The organism is Mycobacterium sp. MFM001, from assembly GCF_003402475.1.
GTDB lineage: Bacteria > Actinomycetota > Actinomycetes > Mycobacteriales > Mycobacteriaceae > Mycobacterium.
The window spans coordinates 266,391-290,679 of sequence record NZ_BFAB01000001.1; the positions used below are offsets into that span (position 1 = coordinate 266,391).

Consider the following 24,289-nt stretch of genomic DNA (forward strand, 5'->3'; position numbering starts at 1 on the left):
GTCAGACCTCCACTGGGACGCTGCTCCAGCCCCACTGGAAGCTGGACGGGGGCCGGAACGCGTTCTCGCCGTCGACGCGGTAGTCGGGAACCCGCCGCAGCCATTCTGTGACCATCACCGAGATCTCTAGGCGGGCAAGGTGATAGCCCAGGCAGAAGTGCTGGCCGCGGCCGAAGGCAAGCGACCGCTTGATCGGCCGGTTCCAGATGAAGTCGTCGGGCGCAGGGTATTCCCGCTCGTCGCGGTTGGCCGATGCCAGCAGCGTGATGATCCGCTGCCCGGGCCGGATCGTGGTGTCGTGAATCGCGAACGGTTTCCGCGCTGTGCGCGCAAACCATTGCGCCGGAGCGCAATAGCGCACCATTTCCTCGCGAGCGATGGGGACGTTGGTGTCCGGATCCGCGCGCACCGCGGCCAGCTGCTCGGGACGCCGGCTGAGTTCCCACAGTCCCTGGGCGACGATCTTGGGCACGGTCTCGGTCCCACCGATCAGGATGCACAGCAGCTGGGTGGCGGTCTCGACGTCATCGAGTTCGCTGCCGTCGGGCAGCCGGTAGCCGAGGAGCCCGTCGACCACCGGAAGCTCGCCGTCGGCGGGGTTGGCGCGTCGCCGCGTGACCACCGGGGTGAGGTATTCCAGGTAGCCGGGCCGGGCCTGGGCGGTGTCGACACCGGTGTCGGGCGCAGGCAGGCTGCCGGCGTTGACCGCGGCGAGGATGTCGGCCGCGAGATCGGTTGGCAGGCCAAGCAAGTCGCAGACCATCGAGGCCGCCACGATGCCGCCGTAGTCCTGGGTCAGGTCGAAACTGCCCCGCGGTAACAGCAGGTCGAGCCGCTCGTTGGCCAGCTGCCGGATCCGTTCTTCCAGTTGGGCGACCGGCCTTGGCCGCAGCGGCTGGCTGTGGGCGCGGCGGACGCCGTTGTAGATCGGCGCGTCGAACACTGCGTGAAACGGCAACGGATGCCACGGCGGATCAGGCACCGGTCCGTCGTTGTGCCGGGCCAAAACCGTTGCGGCGGGCAGGGTTCCCTCCGAGGCGACGAATGTCCCGTCGTTGACTTCCAGCACCCGCCAGATGTCGTCGAAGCGCGACAGCGCGTAGGTGTCCCACTTCGGCAGGTAGTACAGCGGATACTCATCGCGCAGCACGCGGTAGAAGGGCAGCGGATCGGCCATCACCGCCGGGTCGAACGGGTCGTAGGCGAAACTCATTGCAGCGGCGAGGGGGGCAGGGCCTGCAGGATCGAGTCCTCATAAGGCGTGGTCTCCCACATCGCGAACAACCGGGCGCCCAGTTCGACCATCATCGGGTGGTAGGTGTCGCCGAACACCTCGGTGAACCGGTCGCTGCGTCCGGAGCCCAGCGTGACGGTCTCGTGCAGGTAGAGCAGCGTGTGGCTGTAGTACTTGCGCATCAGACCGATAGCCACGTGTTCTGGTCGCTGCGCAATGTTTCGGTCGGGCCCACCGTCGCCGCAACCCCCGCCGCGGCCAACGCGTGGCGTTTGAACACGCGCGCCGCAGCACTCAACCGATGGTGCACCGCCGTCGTCGCGCGATCGACGCCGAGCGGCCACTCGTCGCCCCACAGCACCACTTCGGTCAGGCTGTGGTCCAGCGCCTTGAGCACCATGTCGCGAATGCCCGCATCGGATGCGAAAGCCTCTGCGCCGACAGCCAATCCGGCGCCGCCGACATCTGCGTGACACTCCAGCGTCCGCACCCCCAGGATCTGCAACGGCCGCGCATCGAACGACGCGGGAAGCAGGACGCTGACCTCCCAGCCGGCCATCGCCCGGTCGAACAGCCACCCTCCGGCCGAGCGCACGACGTCGACGACGTCGGAAGCCACCACATCGAGCCGATAGTTCAGTTCACGACTGCGCGAACGGTTGGCCGGTGCGCCGCCGAATGCCACGGTCGACGTCGTCATCGCATCATCCTTGGTGCGTAGCGGGCAGAGCGACTACAGCGTGACACTTTCAGGCGAATCTGTAAAGCCTCTATCTGCCCCGGCGGGCCGCAAGCTCGGCCAGAATTTCGTCGGTGTGCTCGCCGAGAGCGGGCGCGGTCGAGCGCGGCTCCCAGGGCGTGCCGTGAAAGTCGACGGGCGTCGCGACCATCGGCACACCGCCGTCGCCGTCGGGTACATGAACCAGGCCGCCGCCGGCGTGGAACTGCTCGTCGGCAATCACATCCTCGACTGTGTTGATCGGCGACCAGAAGAAATCCGGTTCGCGCGCAAAGGTTTCCGCCCACTCGTCCAGCGATTTGGTCGCGAAGATCTCGTCCAGTTCGGCGATGAGCTCGGCGGCGTTGGCGGCACGCGCCCGTGGCCGCGCGAAGCGGGGATCGGTCAGCCATTCGGGGCGGCCGACCGCCCGGCACAGCGGCGGCCAATGCCGCTCACCTTCGAGCCCCACGATCCAGAACCGCCGTCCGTCGCCAGCGGTGTAGTTGTTCATGCACGGGTTGCCCATCGACTCGCGCTGCCCGATCGCGATCGGGTGGCCGGTGAGCAGAAAGGTGTTGAGGTCGAAGCTGACGGTGTAGGCACCCTGCCGGTACAACGACGTGGTCACCAGTTGCCCGGCGCCGGTGCGGGCGCGCGCGATCAGCGCCGCACAGATCGCCGCGGCCAGGGTCATGCCCGCGGTGTGGTCACCCATCCCGCCGCGCTGAAACGGCGGCGTGTCGCCGGGACGGGTGAGCAGATGCGCCACCCCGGCGCGAGCCCAAAACGCCGCGATGTCATAGGCAGCGCGGTCGGCGTCCGGGCCGGTCAGCCCGTAGCCGGTGATCAAGCCGTAAACCAGGCCGGGGTTGCCGGCCGCCACGCTCTCGTAGTCCAGACCGAGGCGGCGCAGCGCGCCGGGCCGCACGTTGGTGACGAAAACATCGGCGTCGCTGAGCAATTCGAGCGCAGTGGCGCGACCGTCGTCGGTGGTGAGATCCAGCACCACGCTGCGTTTGGATCGGTTGTCCATCTCGAACGGCGGGCTCGACCCGTCCTCGACCCCCAGCATCCGGCCGAACATCCGGGCCGGGTCACCGGTCGGCGGTTCGATCTTGACGACGTCGGCGCCCCAGTCGGCGAGGATGCCGCCGGTGGCCGGAGCCGCGACCCAGACGCCGAGCTCGACGACCCTCATGCCTTCCAGCGGTCCCGCCACGGAGCCCTCCAATCATGTTTACACTTTTGCTTTGATTTGTAAGCTAGCCGGGTAGGCTGGCGGAATTAGGAGGCTATCGACCGGTGGCGGGCAATGTGGCGGGTCTGGCCGGACACCTCGGCCGGGGCTTGCAGCGCGTCGTCACCGATGCCGTGCTCGGTGGCCTGCGATCGTTTCCGCGGCGGGTCGCCGATCTCGACGAAACCGTTTTGTCGCGGCTGCTGGGCCGGACCGTGACCTCGGTGTCAGTCCTCGACGGCGACGCGGGCACGTCGTCGCGGGCCCGGTTAAAGCTCACCGGCGACGGCGTGCCGGCCTCGGTTTTCGTCAAGATGCCGGCCGAAACCGCGGCAACGCGGCTGATGGGCGAACTGGGCCGGCTCGCACACACCGAAGTCCGCTTCTACAGCCAACTTTCACCACTATTGTCCGGGGTGCCGGCGTGCCATGGCAGCGCGTTCGATCCGCTCACCGGTCGGTATGTGCTGGTGCTGGAGGACCTGGCGGTCGACCGGTGCGACTTCCCCGACACGTTGCACCCGCTCGACACGGACCGGGCCGGTCTGATCGTCGAGCTGCTCGCGCGGCTGCACGCGACGTTCTGGGAGCGGCCGCCCGGCTGGGTCTACAGCGCGTCGGGCGATCACACTTCGCTGCTGACCGGTCCGCTGCTCAAGGTCTCCGCGCGCCGGCTGGCCGAGCGCACGTCGATCCCGGTGCACTCCGGCCGCTTCATCGACGACAACTATCGCGCCGTGGCGCAGCTGATCGACACACCGCCGCACACCGTGATGCACGGAGATGCCCACCCGGGCAACGTCTACTTCCGCAACGGCGAGGCGGGTCTGCTGGACTGGCAGGCGGTGCGCCGCGGCCACCCCAGCCGCGAACTGTCGTACTCCCTGATCACCGGCATGACCACGTCGGATCGGCAGGCCGCCGAGCGTGACCTGCTCGACGAGTATCGGCGGGCGCTCGCCGCGGCGGGCGGGCCACGCCTCGACCGCGACGAGTTGTGGGAGCGGTACCGGACGGCGGCGCTGTATGCCTATGTGGCATCGGTGATCACCGCGGGGATGGGCGGTATGCAAGCCGAGGGCGTCGCGCTGGAAGGGGTGCGCCGCGCCGTCGCCGCGCTCGAGGACTTGGACACTGTGGCCCTGCTCGAGAAGTCGCTGTCGGGATGAGCACCCGCGACCGGATCCTGATGGCCACCACCGACGTGCTCAGCCGTAACGGCAGGACCAAACTCAACCTGTCCGATGTCGCTGCGCAGGCGGGGGTTTCGCGGCCGACACTTTATCGGTGGTTTGCCTCCAAGGAGGAGCTGCTCGACGCCTTCGGTATCCACGAGCGCCAGATGTTCGACACCGGCATCAGCCGGGCGACCGCCGGCTTACACGGGACCGACAAACTCGACGCCGCACTGCGGTTCATCGTCGAGTACCAGCAGTCCTATTCGGGTGTGCGCCTTGTCGATGTCGAGCCCGAAGTCACCATTGCCCAACTGTCCGAAGTGATTCCGGTGATGCGGGCACGCCTGCAGCGGCTGCTTCCCGGGCCCAACGGCGCGGTCAAGGCCGCGACCGCCATCCGGGTGGCGGTATCGCATTACCTGGTCCGCAGTGACGACGGCGACCAGTTCCTGGCACAGCTTCGCCACGCGGTGGGGCTGAAGCCATGAGCCTCGTCGCCGGCAGAGGACCGCTGAGTCCTGATCCGGCCGGCCGGTTCTCCACGCCGTTGCCGAACGACCTGGTGTACGTCGAGCCACATCCTCGGCGCGTCCAGGCTGTTCGTAACGGGCGGACCGTCATCGACACCGAGCGGACGTTGCTGGTCCATCGCGCCAATTGCCCACTGTCCTATGCGTTTCCGGCCGAGGTGGTCGGCGACTTGCCCAGCACGCCCGAGCCCGCGGCGCCCGGCTATGTGCAGGTGCCCTGGGATGCGGTCGACACCTGGATCGAGGAAGGCCGCGCGCTCGTGCACTATCCCCCGAACCCGTATCACCGGGTGGACTGCCGGCCCACGCGGCGCCGGCTGCGCGTGGAGGTAGCCGGCACGACGCTGGTGGACACCGACGACACGGTGATCGTGTTCGAAACGGCGCTGCCGCCACGGCTCTACGTCGACCCGTCATTGGTCCGCACCGATCTGCTGCGGCGTACCGACACGTCGACCTACTGCAATTACAAAGGGACAGCCACGTATTGGGCCGCGATCGTCGGCGACACAGTGGTCGACGACGTCGCATGGAGCTACCCGGACCCGCCGCCGGAAAGCCTGCCGATCAAGGGGTTTCTCAGTTTCGACGCCACCCGCGCCGACGTCGTCGCGGAGCTGCCTTCACAGCCGTGACTGGACCGCGATCGTGGTGTCGGTCTGCCGCATGGGACGGATCAACGCCTCCTGGGTGAACGACGCCAGCAGCTCACCCTCCTCGGTGTGCACCGTGCCGCGGATGTACGACATTCCGGCACCGACCTGAGTGCTTTCGTGCGAATACAACAGCCAGCCGTCCCAGCGCACCGGCTCGTGGAAGCTCACCGTGAGGGTCATCGGCGCCGTCGACACCGTCAGGTGTGACTGGGCGGTGCCGATGCCGGCGTGCGCCCGCATCGTGGTCGAGATGCCCAGGTGGCCGGTGAAGTACGCGAGCAACGCCTTGGCCAAATCGTCGCGCGCCGGGATCGGGTCGTAGTGCAGCCACGCGTACAGCTCCGGCGGGCCCACCTCGTCGGGACTGTTGACGTCGACGACGTCCACCAGACGCAGCTCCCGCCCGATCATCGGCATCGGCGAGACGTTGGCCTCGGCGGGCCCGACGACCTCCGGTCGCGGGATGTGGTGGCGGATGACGTCCGGCGAGGGGACGTCGGCCAGCACGGTCACCGTCACGCACCGCCGCCCGTTCTGCATGGCCGCCACGACGGCGGTGGCTGTCGACCGGCCCTCGTGCACGACGTCGATCTCGAACTCGACAGGCGGCCCGACGACGACGGCACGGACGAACACCGCGTGCGCGGACCGCACCGACTTGTCCGGAAACCGTTTGGCCACAGCCACAATCACCTGCGCGAGCACCTGGGAGCCTTCCACCACCTGACGCTCGTCGGCGCCGGCGAGCCCGGTGTCGGCGCTGAACCGGTTGTCACCGTCGGCGCGCGCGTCGAACAAATCAAGCAGGCCCGCCACGGACCACTGGGTCTGATCGGCATCGGTGGTCATGTCCTACAGCGTGACACTTTCGGACATATATGTAAAGCTAACCCAGGCCCCGCACGAGAGGTAAGAGATTGGGCATCGTCACCACCAGTTCCGAGACGGCATTCAGCCACCCCGCCGAAACCGTCTACGACTTCGTCACCAACCCGGCCAACTGGACCAAGACCTACCCCGGCAGCGCACATATCGGCGACCTGCCGCAGGTTCCGCTGAAGGTCGGCGACACCTGGGTTGAGGCGGGTCCGGCCGGCGACAAGCTGTTCACCTGGCATCTGGCCATCGCCATGCGGCCCCAGCTGTTCGTGTTCAACTCGGTCGGCCGACTGGGCCACGACCGCGACGGCAACGGCGGACTCGACGGCCGCATGACGATCGAGTACCACTTCACCAGCCCGGGCCAGGGCGTCACGCTGTTCCGTCGGACGATGACGATCGAGGCCTACAAAGACGCCCCACTGCCCGACGCCTTCTTCCGCATCGTCAACCCCGCCAACATCGACGCCTACCACGCCGCGGTCGCGCGAGAACTCGCATGAAGCCCTTGGCCAAGGGCTTCTGCTTCGGGGAAGGCCCGCGGTGGTTCGAGGGCCTGCTGTGGTTCTCCGACATGCTCGACGAGGCCGTGCACACCGTCACGCTGGGCGGCGCGGTCACGACATTGCCGCTGCCCGGCCATACACCGTCCGGACTGGGATTCCGCCCGGACGGCTCGCTGCTGATCGTCTCGGCCGAAGACCGGCAGGTGCTGCGCTACGACGGCGAAACCGTCACTCCTGTCGCAGATCTCGCCGACGCGGTGCCGGCGAACCTCGGGGACATGGTCGTCGACGACGTCGGGCGCGCCTATATCGGATCCCAAGCGTTCGAGGGCGGCGTGATCGTGCGCCTCGACCCCGACGACTCGGTCACCGTCGTCGCCGAAGGCCTCGACTTCCCCAACGGGATGGTGATCACGCCGGACCGCACCACGTTGATCGTCGCCGAGTCGACCGGCCGGCGGCTCACCTCTTACACCATCGACGCCCAAGGCGCCCTGCATGACCGCCGCGTTTTCGCCGACGGACTCGACGGCCCGCCGGACGGCATCGCGCTCGACGCGCAGGGCGGGGTGTGGACGTCGATGACGCTGGCGCATCAGTTCGAGCGAATCACGTTAGGCGGCACCGTAACTGATCGCATCGACATCGGCGAGCGCGCCGCAATCGCCTGCACACTCGGCGGGTCCGAACGCCGCACCCTGTTCCTGCTGTCGACCGCCGACGCCTACCCCGACCGGCTCAAAGGAACCCGGCTCTGCCAGCTCGACGTCGTGACTGTCGACGTCCCGGGCGCCGGGCTGCCATGAAAGGCACACCATGACCGACTCGTACTACGAGCTGATCGACCCCGACGACCAGCTCGGCGAAAAGTTCAGAGCCACCGATCTGGTGCGAAGCACTTGGTCGGCGGCCATCCAGCACGCCGCACCGGTGTCGGCGCTGTTGGTGCGAGCCCTCGAGCGCTGCGCGCAGCGCGACGACACCCGGCTGAGCCGGGTGGTGATCGACCTGCTGGGTCCCGTACCGGCCGAGGGCGACATCTGGGTGCGCGCGCAACTCGACCGCGCCGGCAAGCAGATCGAGTTGGTCGGCGCCGAAATGCTCGGCCCCGGACCGGACGGGCAGCCGCGGCCCGTCGCGCGCGCCAGCGGCTGGCGGCTGCAGCACCTCGACACCGCCACGCTGGTCCGCGCCGGAGCGCTGCCGCTGCGCCCGCTGAGCGAAGCCAAAAGCCGTGACCTCGCGAAGGATTGGGATCCCAACTACGTGCACAGCCTGGACTGGCGATGGCTGACCGAACCGCTGAACGACGGCCCCGGCGAATCCTGGATCAGCCCCACCGTCGACCTCGTCAAGGGTGAGACGATGACGGCGCTCGAGCGGCTTTTCGCGGTGGCCGACGACGCCAACGGCATCGGCTCCAAACTCGACATCACCAAATGGACGTTCCTCAACACCGACCTCGTCGTGCACATCCACCGGGTTCCCGACGGGCAGTGGATCGGTATCCGCGCCGAAACCAACTACGGGCCCGACGGGATCGGTACGACGATCGGCACCCTCTTCGACGAGCAGGGCCCGGTCGGCGGCATCCAGCAGTCGGTGCTGGTACGCCGACGCCCTGGCTAACCGACGAAGGCGGCCACAGGCGGGACGATTTCGACGTGCCGCAAGTGCATTCGGCCGCAGGCGTCCACCATGGCGGCGACCAGGCGTCCGACGTCGTCCGGCACCACAGGGCTACCGACCGGTGCCGATCGGATCAGCGACGCCCGCACGCCGGTACCGATGAATTCGGCGTCCAACGCCGACATCCAGGTGTCCAGGTGTCGCCGCGAACCGCGCGGCGGCGGCCCGAAGAGCTCGGGGCTGATCAGGATCACGTCGCCGTGCCCCGCGTCGATCATCGGCGGAACCAGTTGTGCCGCAAGGTGTTGCGCACCGATCCAGGAGCCGTCGGCGAGACCGGCTCCGGTGACCAACACGTCGACCTCGCCGACCAGATAGCGCGCGGCGTCGACGAACCGGTCGATCGAGGAGGTGTCGGTCAGATCCAGGTGGGCCGCGAACGCCGCAGCACCCGACGCCCGCAGCCGGGTGGCGAGCCGCTCGCAGATGTCGACGCGGCGGGCGCCCATCAGCACGAGGTCGCCGCGGCGGGCCAGTCGGGCAGCGGTCGCCAGCGCGACGGACGACGCGGCCTCGGTGACCACTGCGGCGCGAAACTCGGTCATGACCTGCTTGTCGTGGCTAAAATCTGGGGATCGACGGCCCTTGACGGTGGCACCCAGACAGCGGGACATTTCGACGTTATTTTGTAAAGGTTGGATGTGGAGACGACGTTCGCGGAAGACACCTCGACGCAGCAGCGCATCCTTGCCGCCACCGCCGAGGTGCTCGGCCGCAACGGCAAACGCAAGCTCAGCCTGTCCGACGTGGCGACCCAGGCCGGCGTCTCCCGCCCGACGCTGTATCGCTGGTTTCCCTCCAAAGAGGAACTGCTCTCGGCGTTTTCGCGCTACGAACGGCAAGTGTTCGACCGGGGCCTGGCCCGGGCGACGGCTGGCCTGAAGGGTGTCGACAAGCTGGACGCCGCGCTGCGCTTCATGGTCGAGTACCAGTACTCCTACACCGGTGTGCGGATGGTCGACATCGAGCCCGAGCACGTGATCGCCGAATTGTCACGGATCATGCCGGTGATGCGGGGAGGGCTGGAGCAATTGATGCCCGGGCCCGGCGGCGCGGTGAAGGCTGCGACGGCGATCCGGGTGGCGATCTCGCACTACATCGTGCGCAGCGACGACGCTGACCAATTCCTCGCCCAGCTGCGGCACGCGGTCGGGATTACCCGTCGCGACTGAACAGCACTGCGGCGTTGAGGTAACCCGTCGGGTCGAAAGCCGCTTTGATCCGCCGCATCGCCGCGATGTCGGCCGGCTCGCGCGACATGCCGACGTAGCCGCGTTTGCGGCTGCCGACACCGTGTTCGGAGCTGACGTTGCCGCCGCAGTCGGCGATCAGCTCCATCATCGCCGCGTAGAGCGCGGCTTCCGCCTCAGATGTGCAGCGCAATACGTTGAGATGCAGATTGCCCTCGCCGATATGCCCGAACAGCACCGGAATCGCGTCGGGCGCACGCTGGCCGATCAGCGCATCGGCCTTCGCGGCGAACCCGTCGATCGCCGAAAGCGGAAGGGACACATCGAATTTCAGCGGTGGGCCATACGCGCCCAGTAGCTCGACTACCGATTCCCGCACCTGCCACAGCCGCTGCTGTGCGGCCACATCGACGCCGACGGCCGGCTCGCTGCACATCGCGACGCCCGCGAGCGCGTCGGCCAGCCGATCAGTCTGGTCGTGGTCGGATGCCAGCTCCACCAGCAGCAGCCAGTCACCGTCCACTGGTGCCGTGACCCCGGACCGCCTGTCGATCAGCTCCAGCGCGGCAATGCCGTCGAGATCGCGGAACAGCCTGCCGGCCTCGACCAATGCGGCCAGGTCGGCAAACCCGCACACCGCAGTCACCCGATGCGCCGGGTTGGGATGCAGCCGCAGATCCAGCCCGGTGATGACGCCCAGCGTGCCTTCGGCCCCGACGAACAGCGACGGCAGGTCGTAGCCGGTGTTGTCGGCCCGCACCCGGCTGTGCCGGCGCAGCACCGAGCCGTCCGGCAACGCGATGTCCAAACCGACGACCTGCTGCCCCATGTTGCCGTAGCGCACGGTGCGCAGTCCGCCGGCGTTGGTGGACGCCATGCCGCCGACGGTGGCGGTGTCGCGGGCGGCGAGGTCCACACCGAACACCAGGCCGGCGGTGGCCGCGGCGCGCTGCACCGCGGCCAGCGTCGCGCCGGCACCCACGTCGATGCGGCGTTCGACGGTGTCGACTTCGCCGATGGCAGTGAGTCTTTCGGTGGACAGCAGCACGTCGTCGTGTTCGGGGACGGTGCCGGCCACCAGCGAGGTCCGGCCGCCCTGGATCGTGACGTGCGCTCCGGCGTCGCGGCAGATCCGCAGCACCTCGGCTACCTCGTCGGCCGATCCGGGCCGCACCAGCGCGCTGGCCCGTCCGCGGTAGCGGCCGGTGTGGTCGACAATGCGGCCGGCAAGCACGTCGGGGTCGGCGCTGACGTGGCGGGCGCCCACCACACCGGCCAGGCTCGCTAGAACCACTGGGGCTGCATCTCCAGCGTGGTGCGGTCCAGGCTCTGCAGCAGGTCGAGTTGCGGTGCGGTCCTGGGCAATTCGTAGTGAAAGAAGTAGCGGGCCGCCTGGCGTTTGCCGTCGTAGAAGTCGCCGCTCTTGCCGTTGGCGGCCAGCAGTTGCGCCAGCCACATCCAGGCGACGACGAGATGGCCGAACGCCTCGAGGTAGATCGCGCTGTTGGCCATCGCCGCCTCGATGTCGCCCGACGAGAACATCGCCGTGGTCACTTCCGCCAATCGTCGGGTCACCGCGTCGAGCTGTGCGGCGAAGTCGGCCAGGTCGCCGCCCACGGCCTCGGCAGCGGAAATGGTCTGCTTCACCGCGTCGTTCAACGCGAGAAGGCTGGCACCGTTACGTTGAGTGACCTTGCGGCCCAACAGGTCCAGGCTCTGAATGCCGTGGGTGCCCTCGTGAATCGGGTTGAGTCGGTTGTCGCGGTAGTGCTGCTCGACGTCGTATTCGCGGGTGTAGCCGTAGCCGCCGTGTACTTGGATGGCCAAGTCGTTGGCGGCCAGACACCACTGTGACGGCCAGCTTTTGGCGACCGGCGTCAGGATATCCAGTAACAGCGTGGCGTTGTCGCTCTCTTCGTCGGACTCCGCGCTGTGCTGGATGTCGACGAGCCTGGCGCAATACAGCGCCAACGCCAGCGCGCCCTCCACGTAGGACTTCTGCGCCAGCAGCATCCGTTTGACATCCGCGTGCTCGATGATCGGAATCTGCGGCACGGCCGGGTCTTTCGACGTCACCGGCCGGCCCTGTGGCCGTTCCTGCGCGTATTGCAGCGACTTGAGGTAGCCGGTATAGCCCAGCGCGATTGCGCCCATGCCTACCCCGAGGCGGGCTTCGTTCATCATCGTAAACATGTAGGTGATGCCGCGGTGCGGTTCGCCGACCAGGTAGCCGACGGCCCCCGCCTCCCCGCCGGGCCGGAAGGCCCCTTCACCGAAGTTCAGGACGGTGTTGGTGATTCCGCGATAGCCCATCTTGTGGTTGAGGCCGGCCAGCACCACGTCGTTGCGTTCCCCGATCGACCCGTCCGGGCCGACCAGAAACTTGGGCACGATGAACAGCGAGATCCCTTTGGTACCCGGTGGTCCGCCCGGGATCTTGGCCAGCACCAGATGCACGATGTTGTCGGTCAGTTCGTGTTCGCCACCGGATATCCACATCTTCGAGCCGAACAACCGGTAGCTGCCGTCATCGTGAGGCTCGGCGCGGGTGGCGATATCGGCCAGCGACGATCCCGCCTGGGTTTCGGACAGGCACATGGTTCCAAAGAACCGGCCGGCCAGCATCGGCTTGACAAAGGTCGAGACCTGTTCGGCGGTACCGAATTTCGCGATCAGGTTGGCGTTCGCCATCGTCAGCATGACATAGCCGGCGGTGCTGACGTTGGCCGCCGCCAGCCAGGCGAACCCGGCTTGCGCGACGGTCGCGGGTAGTTGCGCTCCGCCGAGTTCGGAGTCCATGGCCATGCCGAGCAGATCGGCGGCCGCGAAGGCGTCCAACGCCTCCTTCACCTCAGGAATGATCGTGACCGTCGTGCCGTCGAAGCTGGGCTCGTGCGCGTCGCTCTTCTTGTTGTGCGGAGCGAAGTATCGGGTCGCCAACTGTTCGCACAACTCGAGCACGTCGCCGAACGTCTCCCGGGAGTGCTCGGCGAAGCGTTCTCGCTTGGTCAGTTCCTCGACCCGCAACCACTCGAAGAGCAAGAAGTCCAGGTCTCGCCGCGAGAGCAATGTCGACTTCACCCGCGTCCTCCGCCGTCGGTCTTTCGTGTCAGTTCACCGTACGGAATGATGCGGCACATGGCGCAACGGGAGGACGTTTGGTTCAACTCCGGTCACGACCGGATCAGCGCGTGGCTCTACCGGCCGGACAGCACCGGCGATGCGCCGTTGCTGGTGATGGCTCACGGGTTGGGCGCGGTGCGCACCATGCGGCTGGATGCCTACGCCGAACGGTTCAGCGCCGCCGGATATGCCTGCCTGGTGTTCGATTACCGCAACTTCGGCGACAGCGAGGGCCAACCGAGGCAGTTGCTCGATGTGGGTATGCAATTGCAGGACTGGACCGCTGCCGTCGCCTACGCCCGCACCCTGCCCGGGATCGACGACAGCCGAATCGGCCTGTGGGGCACGTCGTTTGGCGGCGGGCACGTGATCGCCACCGCGGCACAGCTGCCCGGCATCGCGGCCGTCGTCGCGCAATGTCCGTTCACCGACGGGATCGCCTCGGCGCTGACCCTCAGTCCGGTCGTGAGCGCACGCATTACTGCGCTGGCGATCCGCGACCTCGTCGCGGCGCGGCTCGGCAGAGACCCGGTGATGGTGACGACGGCGGGCGAGCCGGGCGAGGTGGCGCTGATGAATGCCCCCGACGCGTATGCCGGCTATCAGCGGCTGATGCCCGATGGAGCCCAGCCGCCCAACGAGGTGGCGGCCCGGATCGGCGTGAAGATCCTGGCGTATCGCCCAGGGCGGCAGGCGGCAAAGATCCCGTGTCCAATCCTGTTCTGCGTCTGCGAAACCGACTCCGTGGCACCGGCGGGTCCGACGCTGCGCTACGCCGCCAAGGCGCCCAAAGGTGAGGTCAAGGTCTATCCCGAAGGCCATTTCGCGATCTATGTCGACGATGCCTTCGAGCGCGTCGTCACCGACCAGATCGCCTTCCTCGACAAGCACCTGAAGGCGGGTTAGCGGATGGTGCTCACCCCGCCGTCGACCGGGATCACCGCGCCGGTGATGTACGCGCTGGCCCGGCTGGCGAGGAATACCGCGATGCCGGCCATGTCGTCGGCCTGACCGATCCGGCCTAGCGGCAGCTGAGCGCCGACCGCGTCGGGCCCGGCCACCAGGAGTTCCTTGGTCATCCGGGACTGGAACAGCCCAGGTGCAATCGCGTTGACGAGAATCTCCGGGGCCAGCTCGCCGGCCAGGTGGCGGGTCAGCATGTGCACGGCGGCCTTGCTGGCACTGTAGGAAAAGTTGTTCATCCCCTTCACCGGTGCGCGCAGGCCGTCGACGCTGCCGGTGTTGACCACCCGCGTCGGGTCGTCGGGCGTCGCGGCCGCCCGCAGCATCGGCACCAGAGCGCGCGTCAGCAGAAACACACCTTTGACGTTGACGTCGAGCACCTTGTCGAAGCCGGATTCGGGGAACTCGTCGAATGGCGCACCCCAGGCGGCGCCGGCATTGTTGAACAGCGCATGGATCGCATCCTCCCGATCGGCCAGCCCCGCGGTCAGTGCCTGCACACCTTCGGCGGTACCGAGGTCGGCGGGGATGGCATGCACCGGGCCATGGGCGGACAACTCCGCGACGGCGGCTTCGAGCTCGGCTTCCTTGCGGCTGGACAGGTACACGCTCGCGCCAGCCTGCAGCAGCCCGCGCGCGATCATCAGTCCGATGCCGCGGCCGCCGCCGGTGACCACCGCGACCTTGCCGTCCAGCCGGAACATGTCAGTGCTCATCCGAACAGTGTGGGCGCTAGCCGACAACACGCCGGCATCCGGTCTGTGTATAGTACGTTCAGTTTGTACTTAACGTACTAGGGAGAGCGATGCGCGCCGAAGAGGCCGAGTTCGTCGACCGCATCGGGCTGTTCTTCGAGAGCATGGGCGGGCCGCGGACAATGGGCCGGGTCTACGGCTGGCTGATGATCTGCGAGCCACTCCACCAATCGTTGGCCGAGTTGGCGACCGAGCTGTCGGTGAGTAAGGCGTCCGTCAGCACAGTCGCTCGCCAGCTGCAAGCGGCCGGAATGATCGAGCGGCTGCCGTCGGCGTCTCGCGAACACCGCTACCGCGTCACTCCCGGCGGCTTCACCCAGGTGCTGACTGTGCAATTCAGCCTTATGCAACCGGGTGTGCACGCCGCCGACTTCGGCTTGAAGCTGCTCGGCGAGGACCGTGCCGAGCAACGGGAGCTACTGCAGGACTTCAGGGATTTCTGCGAGTTCTGCAACAACGCCTACCGCGACAAATTGATGCAGTTGTGGGCGGAGTACCGGGACGAGCGGAGGAAGCGGTGACGGGCAAGGTGGATTTTTCCGGCGTGCGCTGGGGCTCGGTGGAGTGGACGAACCTGTGCACGCTGTACCTGCGCGCGTACGAAAGCCGTTTGGCGCAACCGATTCTCGGCGACCGCGCGGCCGCCGACGCCGTCGACCGGATCGACTACGACTTCGCCCGCGTGCACCGCAGAGTCCAGCCGTCGATCTACCAGTTTCTGGTTGCGTTGCGCGCCAAGCAACTTGACGACTGGGCTGCCGACTTCCTGAACCGCAATCCGGACGCCGTGGTGCTGCACCTGGGCTGCGGGCTGGACACCCGATATTTCCGGCTGCAGCCGGCGCAACAGTGGTTCGACATTGACGTCCCGCAAGTGATCAGCTTGCGTCGCCAGTTGTACGACGACACCGACCGCTACCGGATGATCGGGTCGTCGGTGACAGATCCGCAATGGCTAGACCAGATTCCGGCGGGCCGCTCGGGGTTGATCATCGCCGAAGGACTGCTGATGTATCTGAGCGAAGCCGAGATACGCGACCTGCTGCAGCGGCTGCTCGATCGGTTCGACCACGGTGAACTGCTGGCTGATCTCGGGGCGTGGTGGGGTCCGCGACTGTCCAAGATGCTCACGTCGGGAATCACCAAATCCGGCACGCGCGACGGCCGCGAATTCAGCGAGTGGAACCCGCGGCTGAAACTCGTCGAGATATCACCGATCATCGACGCGACGAAAATCCCGTTGCGACCGCAACGTGCGCTCTACCGGATACTCGGCGCGATCCCGGTCGTCAGGAACTCTGACCGGCTGTTTCGATTTCGGTTTTGACGCCCAGCGGTGACTCCGCGCGGATCGTCTCGTCGCGGATCAACCCGCGCAGCAGCGCGGTGCTGAACTCGGCGGCAATCTCCTGTGCCGAGCGACGGCCGTGGGGCCGCAGCCACCGGTAGGCGCCCAGCGTCATCCCGATGTAGCCGAGCGCAAGCACGTGCGAGTCGCATTCGTAGAACTCGCCGCTGGCGATGCCGCGGTCGATGAGGCCGTGCACGTGCTCGTAGACCTGGATCTCTTTCTCGCGGACCGCGGCGACCTGCTCTTCGGTGAACCACTCGGTGATGTACGGCTGCTCCTGGAAGTACACGGCCGCCCCTTCGGGGTTGGCGGCGATCTGGTTGAGCAGCCGCACCGTGTACTGATACAGCGCCTCACGCGCGGAGATCGACGGATCGTCGTGGACTGCCGCCAACGTGCGCTCGGCAGCCTGCTGATAGATGTCGTAGAGGATCAGCGACTTGCTGGCGTAGTAGTGGTAGACCGTGGCCTTGTTCAGCCCGACCACGTCGGCGACGTCGTCCATCCGGGTACCGTGGTAGCCGCGCGCGGCGAACAGCTTGGTGGCGACGGTCAGCAGCTCTTCACGGCGGGAGAGCCCGTTCTCGGATGGCATGTGTACTCCCTGTCGGCCGGCCGGGTCCACGTGCCGGTATCAATCAACTGGTTAGTAGTCTAGGCAACTACTGTCGCGCCGTTGCCCGATGGGACTAGACTTGCCTGGCGAACCGCGTCGTCAAGTCGAGAGGTGCTCAGATGAATCCCGATCCTGACCCGAGCTACGACTTTTCCGACGAGCTCGAGTTCTTCTTCAAGTACATGCCCTGGGGCTTCCGCGGCGTCGTCGACGGCAACGGCTACCCGCCGCCGAACTATCCCCCCGTCTAGAGGGCTTTGAGTTCCTCAGTCACCTCTGACACCGACTTCTTGGCGTCGCCGAACAACATCGTGGTGCCCTCAGCGTAGAACAGCGGGTTGTCGATGCCGGCAAACCCCGAATTCATCGACCGCTTCAGCACGATCACCGACTTGGACTTGTCCACGTTGAGGATCGGCATGCCGTAGATGGGGCTGGACGCCTCGTTGCGGGCCGCCGGGTTGGTGACGTCGTTGGCGCCGATGACCAGCGTGACGTCGGTGCGGGCGAACTCGTCGTTGATGTCGTCCATGTCTTTCATCGCGTCGTAGTCGACCTCGGCCTCGGCCAGCAGCACGTTCATGTGGCCGGGCATCCGGCCCGCGACGGGGTGGATCGCGTATTTCACTGGGACGCCACGGTTTTCGAGCAGGCTGGCCATGTCCTTGACCGCATGCTGGGCCTGCGCGACAGCCAGCCCGTAACCCGGCACCACGATCACCTGGTTGGCATAGGCCATCTGGATCGCGGCGTCTGCGGCCGAGGTGGACTTGACGTGCTTGTCGCCGCCGTCGCCGCCACCGGGAGCGATCCCGCCGCCACCAAACCCGCCGGCGACGATGGCCGGGATGGAGCGGTTCATCGCCTTGGCCATCAGGTTGGTCAGGATCGAACCGGAGGCGCCGACGATCATGCCTGCGACGATCATCGCGGTGTTGTTCAGCGCCAACCCGGCCGCGGCCGCCGACAGGCCGGTCATCGCGTTGAGCATCGAGATCACGACGGGCATGTCGGCGCCGCCGATCGGCAGCACCACCATCAGACCCAGCACACCGGCGGCGGCCAGCAGCCCGATCATCCACCACAGCGACACCCCGCCGCTGCCCGGATGGGCGCCGAGCCCGATCACCACCGCGGCGGCAATGGCGCCGGCCAACAGCAGCAGGTTCAGCGGCTGTTGCGCCTTGCCGATGCCGATCGGCCGGCCGGAGATGATCTCTTGCAGCTTGCCGAACGCGACCAGTGAGCCCCAGAACGAAATTGAGCCGATGATGGCGCCGAACAACGATGCCACGACCACGTGCGCGGTCGGCGACTCATCGGGCGGAAATGCCGAAAAGCCCGTCGTGTCAATGAATTCCGAGAGGGCGATCAACGCGACGGTGCCACCACCGACGCCGTTGAAGAACGCCACCAGCTGCGGCATCGCCGTCATCTTTGTCAGCCGCGCCGGTGGCACGCCGAGCACGACGCCTAGAACCAGGCCCGCGATGATCAGCGGCCACTGATGGGTATGACGGATGAGGATCAGCGTGGCTGCCACGGCGATCGCCATGCCCACCGCGGCGATCAAGTTGCCACGCACCGCGGTCTTGGGCCCGGTCAGGCCCATCAGCCCGTAGATGAACAGCGCGAACGAGATGATGTAGAGAACCGTGACGAGGTAGTTCATTTCGCCACCGGCTCCTCAGTTTTGACAGGCGCTGGCTTCTTGCCTTTGAACATGCCCAGCATCCGGTCGGTGACGATGAAGCCGCCGATCACGTTCAGCGTGCCGAAAACCAGCGCGACAAACAGGATGATCTGCAAGGCGAGCGACGGGTGCTCGATCGTTCCGAGCACCAGCAGCGCGCCGAGCACCACGATGCCGTGGATGGCGTTGGTGCCCGACATCAGCGGAGTGTGCAGCGTGTTGGGCACTTTCGAGATCACGGCAAAGCCGACGAACCCGGACAGCACCAGGATCGCCAGGTTGGCCAGAAGTTCGTCGTACATCTAGCTGTCCTCTCCGCGGGTCACGCACGCGGCCGCCACGACTTCGTCGTCGAAATCGGGGGCCAGCTTGCCGTCCTTGATCAGCAGTTCCAGCAGCGCGGTGATGTTCTTGCTGTAGAGCTCGCTGGCGTGTTCGGGCATGGTCGCCGGCAGATTCAGCGGCGCGGCGATCGTGACGTCATGTTTGACGACGGTCTGGCCCGGCTCGGTGAGTTCGCAGTTGCCGCCCGCCTCGCCGGCCAGGTCGACCACCACGCTGCCCGGCTTCATGCCTTGCACCGCGGCGGCGGTCACCAGCCGCGGCGCCGGCTTGCCGGGCACCAGCGCGGTGGTGATCACCACGTCGAAACCGGTGATGGCCTCCTCGAGGGCCTTCTGTTGCTGCGCGCGTTCCTCGTCGGTGAGCTCGCGCGCATAGCCGCCCTCACCCGACGCGTCGATCCCGACATCCAGCCACTGCGCGCCCACCGAGCGGACCTGGTCGGCGACCTCGGGCCGCACGTCGTAGCCGGAGGTACGGGCGCCCAGCCGCTTGGCGGTCGCCAGTGCCTGCAGCCCCGCCACCCCGACGCCGAGAACTAATACGGTGGCCGGCTTCACGGTGCCCGCCGCGGTGGTCAGCATCGGGAAGAACCGGGTCGACTCCGAGGCGGCCAGCAGCACGGCCTTGTAGCCGGCCACGTTGGCTTGCGACGACAGCGCGTCCATCGCCTGCGCGCGGGAGATCCGCGGGATGGCCTCGAGCGCGAACGCCTGCACGCCGGCCTGCCTCAGCGCCTCGATCTGGTTGTCGGCGTTGCGGGGCGCGAGGAACCCGATCAGTGTCTGGCCGTTGCGGAGCCGGCTCACCTCGTCGGCGGTGGGCGGCGCCACCTTGACGACGACGTCGGCGGCCCAGGCGTCGCCGATGCTGGCCCCGGCCTCGGTGTAGAGGTCGTCGGGAAGCAATGCCCGTTCACCGGCGCCGGATTCCACGACCACCCCGACACCACTTTTGACCAGCGGGCCGACAGCTTTGGGTACCAGCGCGACCCGTCGCTCGTCGGCCCCGGACTCGGCGACCACCCCGACCGTCGTCTGCGTTTCCGTCATAGCGCGTCCGTCTTCTTTCCCTGCCCCCATTGGATCGGCACTCACCCTAACCCGACCGCCCGGCGCCGCTCCCCGGCGCTCACATGCAGCCGTCCGGAGATCGATTGTGCGGTTTTATCCGCGACGCGCCGCAGCGGGCGTATGACAACGCACAGTCGGCGGCTATCCGCGACTACCACAGCGGGATGTCCTGGCCGTACTCCGCTTCCGGGCGTGGTCCGAACAAGCGCCGCTCGGATTCGGAGATCGCGACGTCGTTGATGCTGGCTTCGCGCCGGGACATCAGGCCGGTGTCCGCGAACTCCCACAGCTCGTTGCCGTAACTGCGATACCACTGGCCGGCGTCGTCGTGGCATTCGTACTGGAACCGCACGGCGATCCGGTTTCCGGTGAATGCCCACAGGCTTTTGCGCAGGCAGTAGTCGAGCTCGCGCTGCCACTTGCGGGTCAGAAACGCGACGATTTCGTCGCGGCCGACGATGTGCAGGTCGCGGTTGCGCCAGTGCGAATCGGCCGTGTAGGCGGCCGCGACCTTCTCCGGGTCGCGGGTGTTCCAGGCGTCCTCGGCGGACTGAACCTTCTGCATCGCGGTCTCGAGCGTGAACGGCGGAAGCGGCGGGCGCGTCTCGGGCATGACACCATGCTGGCTTATCGTGACCGTCATGGACTTCGCGATGTCGGCCAAAGGCAACGGCTACCACAAGCGGCTGTCCGACTTCATGACCGAGTACGTCTTTCCCGCCGAGGCCGAATACGACCGCTACCGCCACGAAGCCGGTCCTGGCGACCACACCGTGCCGCCGGTCGTCGAGGAATTGAAGGTCAAGGCCAAAGAGCGCGGGCTGTGGAATCTGTTCCTGCCCGCCGAGTCGGGGCTGACCAATCTGGAATACGCCCCGCTGGCCGAGCAGACCGGGTGGAGCGTGGAGATTGCTCCGGAGGCGCTCAACTGCGCGGCGCCGGACACCGGCAACATGGAAATCCTGCACATGTTCGCCACCGACGAGCAGCGCACGCAGTGGCTGCAGCCGCTGCTCGACGGTCAGATCCGCAGTGCGTTCTCGATGACGGAGCCCGCGGTCGCCAGCAGCGACGCCCGCAACATCGAAACCACGATCACCCGCGACGGCGGCGACTACGTGATCAACGGCCGCAAATGGTGGACCTCGGGCGCGGCCGACCCGCGCTGCAAGCTGCTGATCGTGATGGGCCGCACCAATCCGGATGCGGCCAGCCATCAACAGCAGTCGATGATCCTGGTGCCGATGGACACGCCCGGCGTGACGGTCGTGCGCTCGACGCCGGTGTTCGGCTGGCACGACCAGCACGGGCACTGCGAGGTGATCTACGACAACGTCCGGGTGCCGACCACCAATCTGCTGGGCGAGGAGGGCGCGGGCTTCGCGATCGCCCAGGCACGGCTGGGACCGGGCCGCATCCACCACTGCATGCGTGCCCTGGGGGCCGCCGAACGTGCGCTGGCGCTGATGGTCAACCGGGCCCGCAACCGGGTGGCGTTCGGCCGGCCGCTGGCTGAGCAAGGCGTGGTGCAGCAGTCGATCGCCAAGTCCCGCAACGAGATCGACCAAGCCCGGCTGCTCTGCGAAAAAGCGGCGTGGACCATCGATCAGCACGGCAACAAGGCCGCCCACTTGCTGGTGTCGCAGATCAAGGCGGTGGCGCCGCAGGTGGCCTGCGACGTCATCGACCGCGCCATCCAGGTGCACGGCGCGGCCGGCGTCAGCGACGACACACCGCTGGCCCGGCTGTACGGCTGGCATCGCGCGATGCGGATCTTCGACGGACCCGACGAGGTGCACCTGCGGTCGATCGCCCGCGCCGAAATCGGCCGGGACAAAAGCGCTTTCGCGGCGGCGGTCACCTGACGTGACGACCGAGATCCGCGAACTGTCCGGCGCGTTGAACTTCCGCGACGTAGCGCTGTCAACCGGCGTGCGGCCCGGGCGGCTGTTTCGCTCCGGCGAGCTGAGCCGGCTCGACGACGACGGCCGCGACGCGCTGAACCGGTTGGGCATCACCGACATCGCCGACTTGCGTTCGCCCCGCGAGGTCGAGCGCCGCGGACCGGGCCGGGTGCCCGACGGCGTCGACATTCACCTGCTGCCGATCCCGGATCTCGCCGCGGAGGAGACCAATGGCGCTGCGCCGCACGAACATGCGTGGCAGCGGATGATGACCGAGAAGCCCAGCGAGGAGTCGGTCGCCGACGCCGCCGCCCGCTACATGGTCGACGAGTACCGCCGGTTCCCCACCTACAACGGCGCCCAGCGCGCGCTGCGCCGCGTCATCATGCTGCTGGCTGCCGGCCGGCCGGTGCTGGCGCACTGCTTCGCAGGCAAGGATCGCACCGGGTTCATGGTCGCGACGGTCCTCGAAACGGTCGGCATCGACCGCGACGCCGTGCTGGCGGACTACTTGCGCAGCAACGACGCCGCCCCGCAGCTGCGCGAGCAGATTCTGGAGATGATCAAGCAGCGCTCCGAGACCGAATTGACGCCCGAGGTTATGACATTCACCGAGGCGCGGCTCTCCGACGAGGTCCTGGGTGTCCGTGAGGAATACCTGGATGCCGCGCGGCAGACGATCGACGACACCTTCGGCTCGCTCGAAGGCTACCTGCGCGACGCCGGCATCACAGAGTCCGACGTGGACCGGCTGCGCGAATCGTTGTTGACCTGACGCAGGCTAAGGTTCGAGCACGACCTTGCCGAGCACCCCGCCGTCGGCCAGGGCCTGAAGCGCAGCCCGTCCCTCGGACAGCGGATGCCGTTGGGGTGGAGGAGGTTTCAAGCCACGGGCTACCAACTGGTTCAACCCCCAGGCGAACAGCTTGGCCGAACCTGGCACCTTGTTCAGGTATTCGCCCCACGCCACGCCGACCACGCTGATGTTGCGCAGCAGCAACCGGTTGACCTTGACGGTGGGGATGCCGCCTGCGGCGAAGCCGATCACCAGCAGCTTGCCGTCCACCGCCAGCACCCGGATGGCGTCGTCGAACGCCGAGCCGCCCACCGGGTCGACGACGATGTCCACCCCGCGGCCGTCGGTGGCGTCGCGCACCGCCTTCGCCCAGCCGTCAGCTAAAGGCAGCACCACGTCCGCGCCCAGCGATTCGACGAAATCCGTTGCGCCCGTGCGGTGCACCATGGCGATCACCTTGCCGGCATCCATCGCCCGGGCGACCTGGATCGCCGCGGTGCCAACCCCGCCGGCCGAACCCAGCACCAGCACCGTGTCACCGGGCCGCATCGCCGCACGACGGGCCAGCGCGAAGTACATGGTGTTGTAATTCACCAGCAGCGCAACGGCTTCGGCGTCGTCGAGCTCCGCGGGACTGTGCACCACATTGTCCAGCGGCACGGCCACCTGTTCGGCGAAGCCACCGAGAATCCCGAACGCCGACACCCGATCCCCCACGGCGAAACCGGATTCTTCGGGCGCCCAACTCACCACGCCCGCGGTCTCCATGCCGGGGATGAATGGCGGCGGCAGCTTCAGCTGGTATTCGCCTTTGCTCAGCAGCAGATCCGGAAAGCACACGCCGGCGGCGCGCACGTCGACGACCACCGTGTCGTCATTGCCGGCGACGTCGTCGACGTCGGTGTACACCAAACCGGATGGACCCGAGAGCTCCTGTACCACACAGGCTTTCACGGCCGGTGGCTCAGAGCGAGAACTTCGCCTGCTGAGCTCCGGACAGGTCGGTGATTGTCGACCATTTCCCGGCCACGTCGTCGACCGACGGCGGCTCGGAGAACGTCACGCCTTCGTTCTGGAACAGCGCGGTCCGCTGCACCTTGCCGCCGCCGACGATGAACACCGATCCGGTGTCGTCGGATTCCTCGGTGCACAGGTAGGCCACCACCGGCGCCACGTACTCGGGGGTGAGCTTCTCGAACACCTCAGGCGGCAGGATGTCTTGCGTCATCCGGGTGGCGGCGATCGGCGCCAGCGCGTTGGCGTGGATGTTGTACTTCGCGCCCTCCTGGGCCAGCGTGTTGATCAACCCGACCAGGCCCAGCTTGGCCGCGCCGTAGTTGGCCTGCCCGAAGTTGCCGAACAGCCCGCTGGTGGACGTGGCGACCACCACCCGGCCGAAGCTCTGCTCACGGAAATGCGGCCAGGCCGCGCGGATGACGTTGTAACCGCCGTAGAGGTGCACTTTGAGCACGGCGTCCCAGTTCTCGAACGACATCTTGTGGAACGTGCCGTCCCGCAGAATCCCCGCGTTGCTGACCACGCCGTCGACCTTGCCGAACTCGTCGAGGGCTGTCTTGATGATGTTCTCCGCGCCCTCCGATTCGGCCACGCTGTCGTAGTTCGCGACGGCGCGCCCGCCGGCGTCCTTGATCTCGGCGACCACCTGGTCGGCCATCGAATGCCCGGCGCCCGTCCCGTCGCGGGCTCCACCTAGGTCGTTGACGACGACACTGGCGCCTTCACGCGCGAGGGTCAGCGCGTACTCGCGCCCCAATCCCCCGCCGGCTCCGGTGACGACGATGACGCGATCCTGCACTCCGGGCATAGCTGTCCTTTCTGGATACCAAGGGAGG

28 protein-coding genes and 1 pseudogene are annotated in these 24,289 nt (G+C 67.3%); 13 read left to right on the forward strand and 16 right to left on the reverse strand.

Going from position 1 to position 24,289, the window contains the following annotated elements; translation table 11 throughout:
- Position 1 precedes the first annotated feature (1 nt).
- From MFM001_RS01275 to MFM001_RS01290, 4 genes and pseudogenes are all read right to left on the reverse strand, one after another.
- Positions 2 to 1,213, reverse strand: coding sequence for a cytochrome P450 (locus tag MFM001_RS01275; RefSeq protein WP_116372767.1), 1,212 nt, complete (start codon positions 1,211 to 1,213; stop codon positions 2 to 4).
- Positions 1,214 to 1,254: 41 nt separating this feature from the next.
- Positions 1,255 to 1,416, reverse strand: a pseudogene (locus tag MFM001_RS01280) (NIPSNAP family protein); the annotation flags it as partial.
- The gene (locus MFM001_RS01285; protein WP_116372769.1) at positions 1,416 to 1,934 is read right to left on the reverse strand and encodes a hypothetical protein; all 519 of its coding nucleotides are present in this window, start codon (positions 1,932 to 1,934) and stop codon (positions 1,416 to 1,418) included. The pseudogene MFM001_RS01280 and the gene MFM001_RS01285, both read right to left, overlap by 1 nt.
- A 70-nt stretch (positions 1,935 to 2,004) precedes the next feature.
- A complete protein-coding gene (locus MFM001_RS01290; RefSeq protein WP_116372771.1) occupies positions 2,005 to 3,174 on the reverse strand; it encodes a CaiB/BaiF CoA-transferase family protein in 1,170 nt (389 codons plus the stop codon).
- Between the two features lie 83 nt (positions 3,175 to 3,257).
- Here MFM001_RS01290 and MFM001_RS01295 point away from each other — a divergent pair, with 83 nt between their 5' ends.
- The 3 genes from MFM001_RS01295 to MFM001_RS01305 are packed head-to-tail and all read left to right on the forward strand — an operon-like array spanning position 3,258 to position 5,535.
- Positions 3,258 to 4,361: an ecdysteroid 22-kinase family protein gene (locus MFM001_RS01295; RefSeq protein ID WP_238158831.1), complete on the forward strand. Its 1,104-nt coding sequence runs from the start codon at positions 3,258 to 3,260 to the stop codon at positions 4,359 to 4,361.
- The gene (locus MFM001_RS01300) at positions 4,358 to 4,858 is read left to right on the forward strand and encodes a TetR/AcrR family transcriptional regulator (protein WP_116372773.1); all 501 of its coding nucleotides are present in this window, start codon (positions 4,358 to 4,360) and stop codon (positions 4,856 to 4,858) included. Before MFM001_RS01295 ends, MFM001_RS01300 begins: the two co-directional genes overlap by 4 nt.
- The gene (locus MFM001_RS01305) at positions 4,855 to 5,535 is read left to right on the forward strand and encodes a DUF427 domain-containing protein (RefSeq protein WP_116372775.1); all 681 of its coding nucleotides are present in this window, start codon (positions 4,855 to 4,857) and stop codon (positions 5,533 to 5,535) included. The genes MFM001_RS01300 and MFM001_RS01305 overlap by 4 nt, the downstream gene beginning before the upstream one ends.
- Here MFM001_RS01305 and MFM001_RS01310 read toward each other — a convergent pair.
- The gene (locus tag MFM001_RS01310; protein ID WP_116372777.1) at positions 5,524 to 6,405 is read right to left on the reverse strand and encodes an acyl-CoA thioesterase II; all 882 of its coding nucleotides are present in this window, start codon (positions 6,403 to 6,405) and stop codon (positions 5,524 to 5,526) included. The genes MFM001_RS01305 and MFM001_RS01310 overlap by 12 nt on opposite strands.
- 68 nt (positions 6,406 to 6,473) lie before the next feature.
- Between MFM001_RS01310 and MFM001_RS01315 the strand changes: the two genes are divergently transcribed.
- Genes MFM001_RS01315 through MFM001_RS01325 form a run of 3 tightly spaced genes read left to right on the forward strand, consistent with a single transcriptional unit; the run spans position 6,474 to position 8,570 of the window.
- Positions 6,474 to 6,938, forward strand: coding sequence for an SRPBCC family protein (locus MFM001_RS01315; protein ID WP_116372779.1), 465 nt, complete (start codon positions 6,474 to 6,476; stop codon positions 6,936 to 6,938).
- Positions 6,935 to 7,747 carry an SMP-30/gluconolactonase/LRE family protein gene (locus MFM001_RS01320; protein ID WP_116372781.1) on the forward strand — a complete coding sequence of 271 codons (813 nt, stop codon included), beginning with the start codon at positions 6,935 to 6,937 and terminating at the stop codon, positions 7,745 to 7,747. Before MFM001_RS01315 ends, MFM001_RS01320 begins: the two co-directional genes overlap by 4 nt.
- Positions 7,748 to 7,757: 10 nt before the next feature.
- A complete protein-coding gene (locus MFM001_RS01325; RefSeq protein WP_116372783.1) occupies positions 7,758 to 8,570 on the forward strand; it encodes a thioesterase family protein in 813 nt (270 codons plus the stop codon).
- Here MFM001_RS01325 and MFM001_RS01330 read toward each other — a convergent pair.
- Positions 8,567 to 9,175: an SDR family NAD(P)-dependent oxidoreductase gene (locus MFM001_RS01330; protein WP_160117982.1), complete on the reverse strand. Its 609-nt coding sequence runs from the start codon at positions 9,173 to 9,175 to the stop codon at positions 8,567 to 8,569. The genes MFM001_RS01325 and MFM001_RS01330 overlap by 4 nt on opposite strands.
- Before the next feature lie 96 nt (positions 9,176 to 9,271).
- On the opposite strand from MFM001_RS01330, the gene MFM001_RS01335 reads away from it, so the two are divergent.
- Complete coding sequence (locus MFM001_RS01335; protein ID WP_238158833.1) at positions 9,272 to 9,802, forward strand: TetR/AcrR family transcriptional regulator; 531 nt, start codon at positions 9,272 to 9,274, stop codon at positions 9,800 to 9,802.
- Here the strand turns inward: MFM001_RS01335 and MFM001_RS01340 are convergent.
- Entirely contained in the window at positions 9,786 to 11,114 is a 1,329-nt protein-coding gene (locus MFM001_RS01340; RefSeq protein ID WP_116372789.1) for an FAD-binding oxidoreductase, read from the reverse strand. The genes MFM001_RS01335 and MFM001_RS01340 overlap by 17 nt on opposite strands.
- Positions 11,105 to 12,901: an acyl-CoA dehydrogenase gene (locus MFM001_RS01345; protein ID WP_116372791.1), complete on the reverse strand. Its 1,797-nt coding sequence runs from the start codon at positions 12,899 to 12,901 to the stop codon at positions 11,105 to 11,107. Before MFM001_RS01345 ends, MFM001_RS01340 begins: the two co-directional genes overlap by 10 nt.
- A gap of 57 nt (positions 12,902 to 12,958) precedes the next feature.
- On the opposite strand from MFM001_RS01345, the gene MFM001_RS01350 reads away from it, so the two are divergent.
- Entirely contained in the window at positions 12,959 to 13,849 is an 891-nt protein-coding gene (locus MFM001_RS01350; RefSeq protein ID WP_116373545.1) for an alpha/beta hydrolase, read from the forward strand.
- On the opposite strand, the gene MFM001_RS01355 is transcribed toward MFM001_RS01350, so the two are convergent.
- Positions 13,846 to 14,622, reverse strand: a complete 777-nt coding sequence (locus MFM001_RS01355; RefSeq protein ID WP_116372793.1) for an SDR family oxidoreductase — start codon at positions 14,620 to 14,622, stop codon at positions 13,846 to 13,848. The genes MFM001_RS01350 and MFM001_RS01355 overlap by 4 nt on opposite strands.
- An 89-nt stretch (positions 14,623 to 14,711) precedes the next feature.
- Here MFM001_RS01355 and MFM001_RS01360 point away from each other — a divergent pair, with 89 nt between their 5' ends.
- Together MFM001_RS01360 and MFM001_RS01365 are read left to right on the forward strand one after the other, a co-directional pair.
- Positions 14,712 to 15,182: a GbsR/MarR family transcriptional regulator gene (locus tag MFM001_RS01360; RefSeq protein ID WP_116372795.1), complete on the forward strand. Its 471-nt coding sequence runs from the start codon at positions 14,712 to 14,714 to the stop codon at positions 15,180 to 15,182.
- On the forward strand, positions 15,179 to 15,988 hold the full coding sequence (locus MFM001_RS01365; RefSeq protein WP_116372797.1) for a class I SAM-dependent methyltransferase: 810 nt from the start codon (positions 15,179 to 15,181) through the stop codon (positions 15,986 to 15,988). The genes MFM001_RS01360 and MFM001_RS01365 overlap by 4 nt, the downstream gene beginning before the upstream one ends.
- On the opposite strand, the gene MFM001_RS01370 is transcribed toward MFM001_RS01365, so the two are convergent.
- The gene (locus MFM001_RS01370) at positions 15,951 to 16,607 is read right to left on the reverse strand and encodes a TetR/AcrR family transcriptional regulator (RefSeq protein WP_116372799.1); all 657 of its coding nucleotides are present in this window, start codon (positions 16,605 to 16,607) and stop codon (positions 15,951 to 15,953) included. The genes MFM001_RS01365 and MFM001_RS01370 overlap by 38 nt on opposite strands.
- 140 nt (positions 16,608 to 16,747) lie before the next feature.
- Between MFM001_RS01370 and MFM001_RS24710 the strand changes: the two genes are divergently transcribed.
- The gene (locus tag MFM001_RS24710) at positions 16,748 to 16,879 is read left to right on the forward strand and encodes a hypothetical protein (RefSeq protein ID WP_238158836.1); all 132 of its coding nucleotides are present in this window, start codon (positions 16,748 to 16,750) and stop codon (positions 16,877 to 16,879) included.
- On the opposite strand, the gene MFM001_RS01375 is transcribed toward MFM001_RS24710, so the two are convergent.
- The 4 genes from MFM001_RS01375 to MFM001_RS01390 all read right to left on the reverse strand — a co-directional run bounded on the left by MFM001_RS01375 (position 16,876) and on the right by MFM001_RS01390 (position 20,349).
- Positions 16,876 to 18,300 carry an NAD(P)(+) transhydrogenase (Re/Si-specific) subunit beta gene (locus MFM001_RS01375; protein WP_116372801.1) on the reverse strand — a complete coding sequence of 475 codons (1,425 nt, stop codon included), beginning with the start codon at positions 18,298 to 18,300 and terminating at the stop codon, positions 16,876 to 16,878. The two genes, MFM001_RS24710 and MFM001_RS01375, sit on opposite strands and share 4 nt — an antisense overlap.
- Positions 18,297 to 18,623 (reverse strand): NAD(P) transhydrogenase subunit alpha, encoded by a 327-nt coding sequence (locus MFM001_RS01380; protein WP_116372803.1) that lies wholly within the window; start codon positions 18,621 to 18,623, stop codon positions 18,297 to 18,299. Before MFM001_RS01380 ends, MFM001_RS01375 begins: the two co-directional genes overlap by 4 nt.
- A complete protein-coding gene (locus MFM001_RS01385; protein ID WP_116372805.1) occupies positions 18,624 to 19,715 on the reverse strand; it encodes a Re/Si-specific NAD(P)(+) transhydrogenase subunit alpha in 1,092 nt (363 codons plus the stop codon).
- A 172-nt stretch (positions 19,716 to 19,887) separates the two neighbouring features.
- A complete protein-coding gene (locus tag MFM001_RS01390; protein ID WP_116373547.1) occupies positions 19,888 to 20,349 on the reverse strand; it encodes a nuclear transport factor 2 family protein in 462 nt (153 codons plus the stop codon).
- Between the two features lie 40 nt (positions 20,350 to 20,389).
- Here MFM001_RS01390 and MFM001_RS01395 point away from each other — a divergent pair, with 40 nt between their 5' ends.
- Both MFM001_RS01395 and MFM001_RS01400 read left to right on the forward strand, forming a co-directional pair.
- Complete coding sequence (locus MFM001_RS01395) at positions 20,390 to 21,601, forward strand: acyl-CoA dehydrogenase family protein (RefSeq protein WP_192886835.1); 1,212 nt, start codon at positions 20,390 to 20,392, stop codon at positions 21,599 to 21,601.
- 1 nt (position 21,602) lies between these two features.
- Positions 21,603 to 22,415, forward strand: coding sequence for a tyrosine-protein phosphatase (locus MFM001_RS01400; protein ID WP_116372809.1), 813 nt, complete (start codon positions 21,603 to 21,605; stop codon positions 22,413 to 22,415).
- 6 nt (positions 22,416 to 22,421) lie between these two features.
- On the opposite strand, the gene MFM001_RS01405 is transcribed toward MFM001_RS01400, so the two are convergent.
- Together MFM001_RS01405 and MFM001_RS01410 are read right to left on the reverse strand one after the other, a co-directional pair.
- On the reverse strand, positions 22,422 to 23,390 hold the full coding sequence (locus MFM001_RS01405; RefSeq protein ID WP_116372811.1) for an NADPH:quinone oxidoreductase family protein: 969 nt from the start codon (positions 23,388 to 23,390) through the stop codon (positions 22,422 to 22,424).
- 10 nt (positions 23,391 to 23,400) lie between these two features.
- Positions 23,401 to 24,261 (reverse strand): SDR family oxidoreductase, encoded by an 861-nt coding sequence (locus tag MFM001_RS01410; protein ID WP_116372813.1) that lies wholly within the window; start codon positions 24,259 to 24,261, stop codon positions 23,401 to 23,403.
- Positions 24,262 to 24,289: the final 28 nt, after the last annotated feature.